The sequence below is a fragment of the Intestinimonas sp. MSJ-38 genome (assembly GCF_018917925.1).
Classification (GTDB): Bacteria; Bacillota; Clostridia; order Oscillospirales; family Butyricicoccaceae; genus Pseudobutyricicoccus.
Genome location: NZ_JAHLPO010000014.1, coordinates 69041 through 76395, shown reverse-complemented (window position 1 = coordinate 76395; position 7355 = coordinate 69041). Strand labels below are relative to the sequence as shown.

7 protein-coding genes are annotated in these 7355 nt (G+C 44.6%); all 7 read left to right on the top strand.

The genetic code is table 11. The features are described 5' to 3' along the window. Positions 1 to 204, top strand: a 204-nt coding sequence (locus KQI26_RS10055; protein ID WP_216503868.1) for an IS3 family transposase, incomplete at its 5' end; no start/stop codon positions are given. 663 nt (positions 205 to 867) lie between these two features. Further along, positions 868 to 1104 (top strand): helix-turn-helix transcriptional regulator, encoded by a 237-nt coding sequence (locus KQI26_RS10050; protein ID WP_195386577.1) that lies wholly within the window; start codon positions 868 to 870, stop codon positions 1102 to 1104. Next, positions 1097 to 3115 (top strand): N-6 DNA methylase, encoded by a 2019-nt coding sequence (locus KQI26_RS10045; protein ID WP_371744122.1) that lies wholly within the window; start codon positions 1097 to 1099, stop codon positions 3113 to 3115. Before KQI26_RS10050 ends, KQI26_RS10045 begins: the two co-directional genes overlap by 8 nt. Continuing rightward, positions 3112 to 4308 (top strand): restriction endonuclease subunit S, encoded by a 1197-nt coding sequence (locus KQI26_RS10040; RefSeq protein WP_118285852.1) that lies wholly within the window; start codon positions 3112 to 3114, stop codon positions 4306 to 4308. Before KQI26_RS10045 ends, KQI26_RS10040 begins: the two co-directional genes overlap by 4 nt. A gap of 2 nt (positions 4309 to 4310) precedes the next feature. After that, positions 4311 to 5330, top strand: a complete 1020-nt coding sequence (locus KQI26_RS10035) for a DNA-binding protein (protein ID WP_118285853.1) — start codon at positions 4311 to 4313, stop codon at positions 5328 to 5330. Continuing rightward, a complete protein-coding gene (locus KQI26_RS10030) occupies positions 5331 to 5768 on the top strand; it encodes a Fic family protein (protein WP_118285854.1) in 438 nt (145 codons plus the stop codon). A gap of 53 nt (positions 5769 to 5821) precedes the next feature. Next, positions 5822 to 7333, top strand: a complete 1512-nt coding sequence (locus tag KQI26_RS10025; protein ID WP_371744121.1) for an RNA-directed DNA polymerase — start codon at positions 5822 to 5824, stop codon at positions 7331 to 7333. Positions 7334 to 7355: the final 22 nt, after the last annotated feature.

Below are 7355 nucleotides of genomic sequence, written 5' to 3'. Positions count from 1 at the left end.
AACTGTCTGGACAATGCTGTGATAGAAAACTTCTTTGGGCTGCTCAAAAGTGAGCTATTGTATCTGCAGGAATTTCAGTCCATGGAGCACTTCAAACAGGAGCTCATTGAGTATCTGGACTACTACAACAACCGCAGGATTAAGGCAAAGCTAAAGGGCTTGCCGCCTGCAATTCACAGACAGCAAGCCCTTTCGGCTGCTTGAACAATTTTTACTTCAGAATATTGTCTAATTTTTTGGGGTCACTTCAATTGGATGGGTGGTCATAAAACAGTAACCCACGAAAATTACTGATATATGGCATCTGTCTGACAGGGTTGGAAAACATGAACCAGGCATCATCGAGATGAAAATCTTGATGATGCCTGGTTTTTATGTGCCACAATGCTTTTCCAACAACCCAACTGTTACCGTATGGGTACAGTGCTGGAATACATTCAACGCACATCAGGAGAATGCTATCTTTACTGCATTGCTCCACGCATAAGAGAAACCGGGTTCGCCATTTAAGAGTAACCCCAGTTTTTCTGTGGAAAGACAATTCCTGAATTGCAGAAATGAACATTCTTGAATTGTGCTTTTGACAATTCAAGAGTTGTCAAAAGCACAAGGTAATAATACTGATTATAATAAGACGGATATTAGTAAGACTGATCCTATCCTTTCTGTTCCGATAAGATGGAAAGGACAGGAAAGCTCTGCATCGCAAATTTTCGATGATAATGCGGAGTGTCCTTTTACTTCTTATTTTCTATAATAAAGCGTTTTTGGGTCTTGTCGAATATAGATGAACAGTTGAGATTTTCACTTTTTCGTGATATATTAAACATCAAGAACTTATATGCGTTTGTAGAGGTAGGAGGAACTATGGCAGTATCCTATAAAAAATTATTTCATTTGTTGATTGATAAGAATATGACTGCTGCCGAGCTGCAAAAGAAAGCCGGTTACAGTGCCAATATTTCAACCCGTCTGCGGAATGACACCTACATTTCCTTGGAGTCGGTAGAAAAAATATGTCGGGTACTGAATTGTGAAATTGACGATATCGTGGAATTCGTCCCGGATGAATCAAAGAACACGGAGGAATCTTGCCGTGAGTGAGGCATTGAACATCAAAAAATTAGAGGCTGATTTGTGGGAATCTGCCGACCTGCTGCGGGCGGGTTCCAAACTGACCTCCAATCAGTATTGTATGCCTGTTCTTGGCCTGTTGTTCCTGCGCTATGCATACAGCCGGTTCAAGAAGGTGGAGGCTGAGATCCTGAAGGATCGCCCCATGCGCCGTGGCAGAGTGATGCCGGTAGAAGCCAGCGACTTTGCCGAAAAGAGTGCGCTGTTTCTGCCCAAGGAGGCCCAGTATGATTATCTGGTGAATCTGCCGGAGGACATCACCGCCATGGGACTGCTGAACCGTCAGGGCGAAGTCATGGGTAGTCTGGGCGAAGTGGTCAACAATGCCATGGAGCTTGTGGAGGAGCAGAGCGAGCAGCTCTCCGGCGTCCTGCCGAAGGAGTACACCATGTTCTCTGATGAGCTGCTGGGAGAACTGCTTCGTATCTTCAACAACAATGCGTTGGACGATGTGGGCGGCGATGTGATCGGTCGCATCTATGAGTATTTTCTCAATAAATTTGCAAAGAACATCGCATCGGACGATGGAGTGTTCTTTACGCCCAAATCTCTGGTCAAGATGATCGTCAATATTCTGGAGCCCACCTCCGGCATCCTGCTGGACCCTGCCTGCGGAAGTGGCGGTATGTTTGTTCAGACCGGCGATTTCGTGAACCATGCAGGCATGGTGGCCAACAATACCATGACCTTCTACGGTCAGGAAAAGGTGGAGTACAACGCCAAGCTCTGTCTGATGAACATGGCGGTCCACGGTCTGACCGGCGTGGTGAAGTCCGGCGATGAAGCCAATTCTTTCTATCATGATGCCCATAATCTGGCGGGCTGCTGCGACTATGTGATGGCAAATCCGCCCTTCAACGTAGACAAAGTGAAAGCAGAATCTGCCCAGAGTGCGGGCCGTCTGCCCTTTGGCCTGCCTGCCATCAACAAGGCTAAGGAGTTTGGCAATGCCAACTACCTGTGGATTTCTTATTTTTACGATTACCTGAACGAGAATGGCCGTGCCGGTTTCGTTATGGCCTCTTCTGCCACCGACAGTCAGGGCAAAGACAAAGACATTCGGGAAAAGTTGGTTCAGACCGGTCATGTGGATGTGATGATCAGTGTGGGCAATAACTTCTTCTACACCAAGAGCCTGCCCTGCACCCTCTGGTTCTTTGACAAGGGCAAAGCGAAGTCCTTGCAGGACAAGGTGCTGTTCATTGATGCCCGGAATTACTACACCGTGGTGGACCGTACCCTGAACGAGTGGAGCGAGTGGCAGCTCCGAAACATGAACGCCATTGTTTGGCTGTATCGGGGCGAGCAGGAGGCCTATCAAACCCTGCTGGGTGAATATCACTCTGCCATCACGGAAGGGCTGTACGACGTCCGCAGGATCGAGCATTACTTCTTACAGAAGCTATCTGGCGAGCACACGGAGACCATCCGGAAGGCCGCACAGGCGGTGAAGGCAGAGACGGAAACGCCCATGGAAAAGCTGAACCAGCTGGAGCAGCAGCTGACCGGGCTGAAATCTACCGTTTCTGAAACCGTCCAGTCTGTGATCGCCTACTATACGTCCATGAGCAAGAGCAACTACAAGGTGCTGCAACAGCAGTTCAAGCAGAAGCACGGCTTTGCACTGGAGGGCCTGCCTGCGGTCAAGAAGCAGCTGAACGCCGCCGTGGAGGCCGCCACCGCCGAGGTGGATGAACTGCTGACGGTGCTGCATGAGGCCAAGTGGCTATATGAAAAGTTCGGCGAGGGCGAGTACCAGGACATTCCCGGTCTGTGTAAGATCACATCCCGGCGGGAAATTGAGGACAAGGGTTATTCCCTGACCCCTGGTGCTTATGTAGGTGTTGCACCGCAGGAGGATGATGGTGTGGACTTTGCAGAGCATATGAAAGAAATCCACAAGGAGCTGCTTTCTTTGCAGGCAGAATCCAACCAGCTGATGGAAACCATCTCCAAGAATATGGAGGAGATGGGGTTATGATTGCAAAACTAAAAGATGTCTGTGAATTTATTGTGGATTGTCCTCATACAACAGCTCAGGATGAAGGACAGGGATATCCGCTAATAAGAACACCGAATATAGGAAAAGGACGATTTGATTTAGATGGTGTCCACAGAGTGTCCGAAGACATATATAAAAAGCGGAATTTGCGGGCTACTCCACAAGATAATGATTTAATCTTTGCTCGTGAAGCACCAGCTGGAAATGCGGCAATTATTAAAAATGGCAATAAGTTTTGCTTGGGACAACGGACAGTGCTGATTAGGCCAAATCCCCAGCTTGTATGTCCCGATTTTTTAACCTATTTTTTATTAGCACCTCAACAGCAATATGGATTGCTTGGAACAGCTAATGGAGCAACAGTTGCCCATGTCAACCTTCCGACAATTCGAGAACTTGAAATAGATATCCCATCTCTGGAAGAGCAATGCCATATTGCCAACATTCTTTCTGCCTATGATGACTTGATTGAAAACAACCAGAAGCAGATCAAGCTGCTGGAAGAAGCCGCCCAGCGGCTCTATAAAGAGTGGTTTGTAGACCTGCATTTCCCCAGTTGGGAGAACACCACTATTGTTGATGGGGTTCCAGAGGGGTGGAGTTTGTGTACTCTGGAAGATGTGATCGAGTTTGATCCCAAAATCAAGCTGGATAAAGATCGCTTAAAAGAATCCGTGCCAATGTCCGCACTCAGCACAACTTCCATGATTTTGAATCGAGCTGAGTTCACCGAGACATATTCTAACTCCGGCTCCAAATTTCAAAATGGAGATACCCTTTTGGCCAGAATCACTCCCTGCTTGGAAAACGGAAAAACGGCCTTTGTGTCTGGAATAGAGTCGGAAGAGGGGGCAGTTGGCTCAACAGAATATATCGTAATGAGAAGCAAGAAAATCAATCCTTATATGGTATATCTGATAGCCCGTTCCGATGAATTTAGAAATTACGCCATCAACAGTATGAGTGGAAGTGATGGTAGACAACGGGTCAAAGCAGATAAGTTGAAAGGACTGGATTACTTGTGTCCTGCTAGCTATTTGATTGACCGTTTTGGAGAAGTAGCCCAACCTATTTTCAGTAAAATTTTCGTGCTGAATAAACAATGCGCAATGGCGCAAGAAGCCCGTGACCGCTTGCTGCCCAAGCTGATGAGCGGCGAATTGGAGGTGTAAAGATGGCAAAAGATTTGACACAATCAAGATTGGATCGTCAAAACATTTTGAATAATGAACTGGCGATTCAGGAAATTCAGGAAACCTCTGTAGTAGAGGCCGTATTTTTTGAAGACCGACTTTTAATGACGAAAGAAATGGTGGCTTCTTTTTTTGAAGTGGACATTCGTACAATCGAACGCTATATCAGCGCCAATGCAGAAGAACTGAAACAGAATGGCTATGAACTGCTGAGAGGTCGGGAGTTGAAAGCCTTTTTAAGATGCTATGACGAGCATTTTGGTACCGACATTTATGTCGGTACCAAAACGACCGTGCTGGGAGTCTTTGATTTCAGAGCATTCTTAGATATCGCAATGCTTCTTTCTGAAAGTGAAAAAGCCCGTGCGATCCGCCAGGTCATTCTGGATGTTGTGATTGATCTGATCAATCGCAAAACCGGCGGAGGCACCAAATACATTAACCAGCGGGATAAAGACTATGTCCATGCCTCCCTGCAGGAAGATAATTATCGCCGCCAATTTACGGACGCTCTTAAAAATTATGTAGAAGATAATCGCTACAAATACGCCCATTTTACAGACATGATTTATGTCAGTATTTTTCGGGAAAAAGCAAGGGAATATAAAAAAATTCTTGATCTAAAGGCCAACGATAAGGTCAGAGATACTTTTTATACGGAGATTCTGGATATCATTGCCGCCTATGAAAGTGGTCTGGCAGAAGAAATCAAGAGGAAATCAGAACAAATCGGAAGGGTTTTGTCTGTTCGGGAAACAGAGGGCTTATTCCATGAATTTGAGCAAATGACACTTTGGAAACCTCTGATTCAGCGTGGCCGAATCAAAATGGCTAGCCGTGATATGGCACTGCGGGATGCATTTCACTATCAGCTGTCAGAGTATATTCAGCCGCTGGATGCTGATGAATATCAAAAGTTTCTTGGTGCAGCCGGTGATGAACTGGAACGGCTCATGCAGGAAAATCAGGAGGTACTTCGTCGGTTAAAGGAGCGTGATTAAATGGACGGTATTATTTACCTGACCCTGGATCAGGCCAAAGCCATTCACGCAAAGACAATACAATATAGCGGAGGTGGAACCACAGAGCCACTGGATACCGGAAAGCTGGAAAGTGTACTGGCGCATATTCAGAATGATGATTATTATCCAACATTCATTGACAAGCTGACCCATTTGTTTTTTTGCACCTGTGAATTCCATTGCTTTGCTGACGGAAATAAGCGACTTGCTATTACTTTGTCCGCACAATTTCTTTTATTCAACGGGTACATGAGTGTTGCGAAAAACTTTTTCGCCATTACTGAAAACATCAGCTATCATGTAGCTGCCGGAAAAATCAACAAGGATCTTCTACATGAAATCATGACGGCGATCATGGATGGTACTTATGAAAACGATGAAGAACTGAAACTTAAAATCCTAAATGCAATTCAATAACAGATTCCTGCACTCAATAATGCAGATGTACTGTGCACAGAGGAGGCAATACGGTGCCTAAAACATATGATGAGTTTATGAAAGATATTTCCGCTGATGAGCTCTATGACCGGATGATTCAGTACGGAATGTTTGCGGAAAAGCTGCCTCCAGTTTTCGATGGTGCTTCTTTCCTTGCATATTGCAAAGATCCCTCTCATCCTGTTTTTGCGGATAAGTGGCACGACTATGTACGCTATGATAGTATGCGTAATATCAATATTCCTCGGCCACTTGGAATTCCTACGCCAATGGGACATGAACGTTTGTGCAAATGTCTGAAAGATGAATGGCTTAATTTGCAGCAATATTTCCAAACAACTACGGCAAATCAAAAGCATATCGTCAGCCGCATTCATATCAGAAAAGCAAACGACACCGATGCATTGTTTCAGATGAACTATAGTAATTGGAGGGATGACGGGACACCAGAGCCGGATCTTCTGATGGGTAAGCAGTACATGGTGTCGGCGGATATTTCAAAATGTTTCCCAAGTATTTATACCCATGCCATCCCCTGGGCCCTTGTTGGAAAACCCATTGCCAAGCAAAATGCAACTAAAACGAACCAGTGGTATAATCAAATTGATCATTTTGCGCAGAACTCTAAAAATGGTGAAACGCACAGCCTTTTAATTGGCCCACATACGTCCAATCTTTTGTCAGAAATTATTCTCTGTAAAATTGATGAAACACTTTGCAAGAAGTGGGACTACACCAGACATATCGACGACTTCTGCTGCTTTGTAAAGACGCATGATGATGCCGATCAATTTCTGGTTGATCTCAATGCTTGTCTTAAAGAGTATGGGCTCTCTCTAAATCATAAAAAAACCAAAATTGAGGCGCTTCCCGCAGCCATGACAGAGCAATGGGTAAGAAAACTTCAGAAACAAATTTTGCCTTTTGGAAAATTTCATGACTATGTAGACTATCATGAAGTTCAAGTATTCATCGATTTTTGCGTGGATTTGATGTCCGAAAATAAAGACAATGCTTCGATATTGTTATATGGCATGAAAGTATTGAAAGGGCAGAAGTTGACACAAAATGCACAGCAATACTTCACAAAAATGTCTGTTTCCTTAGCACTGATCTATCCGTATATTGTGCCGTTGCTTGATGAATGTGTATTCACTCCGTGCTCAACCGATCCAGCTGAAATTGAAAAATACTTAAACCTGATTTATGAGCACTATTTTGCAAAGAATTATTTTGAAGCGTGCTCTTTTGCATTGTATTATGCCACAAAATATGACTTTGAGATATCTTCTTTTGATGTTAACACCGTAATCTCCAAAGAAGATTGCATTTTCGATTTGATGGCACTTATTTATTGTAGGAAAAGAAAACAATCAGCAGATCAGAAGACTTTGAAAAACTACGCTAAACAGCTTAAGGCAAACGGAGTTTTTGATGAGTTTTGGCTGTTCGCTTACGAAAGCCTTTCGGTCGGCCTTGTCACCGACGACTGGAAAGGTATGAAAAAAGCAAATGTGTCCTTCCTGAAGCCGGAATACCAATAAACACGCTACTAAGAAAAGTTAT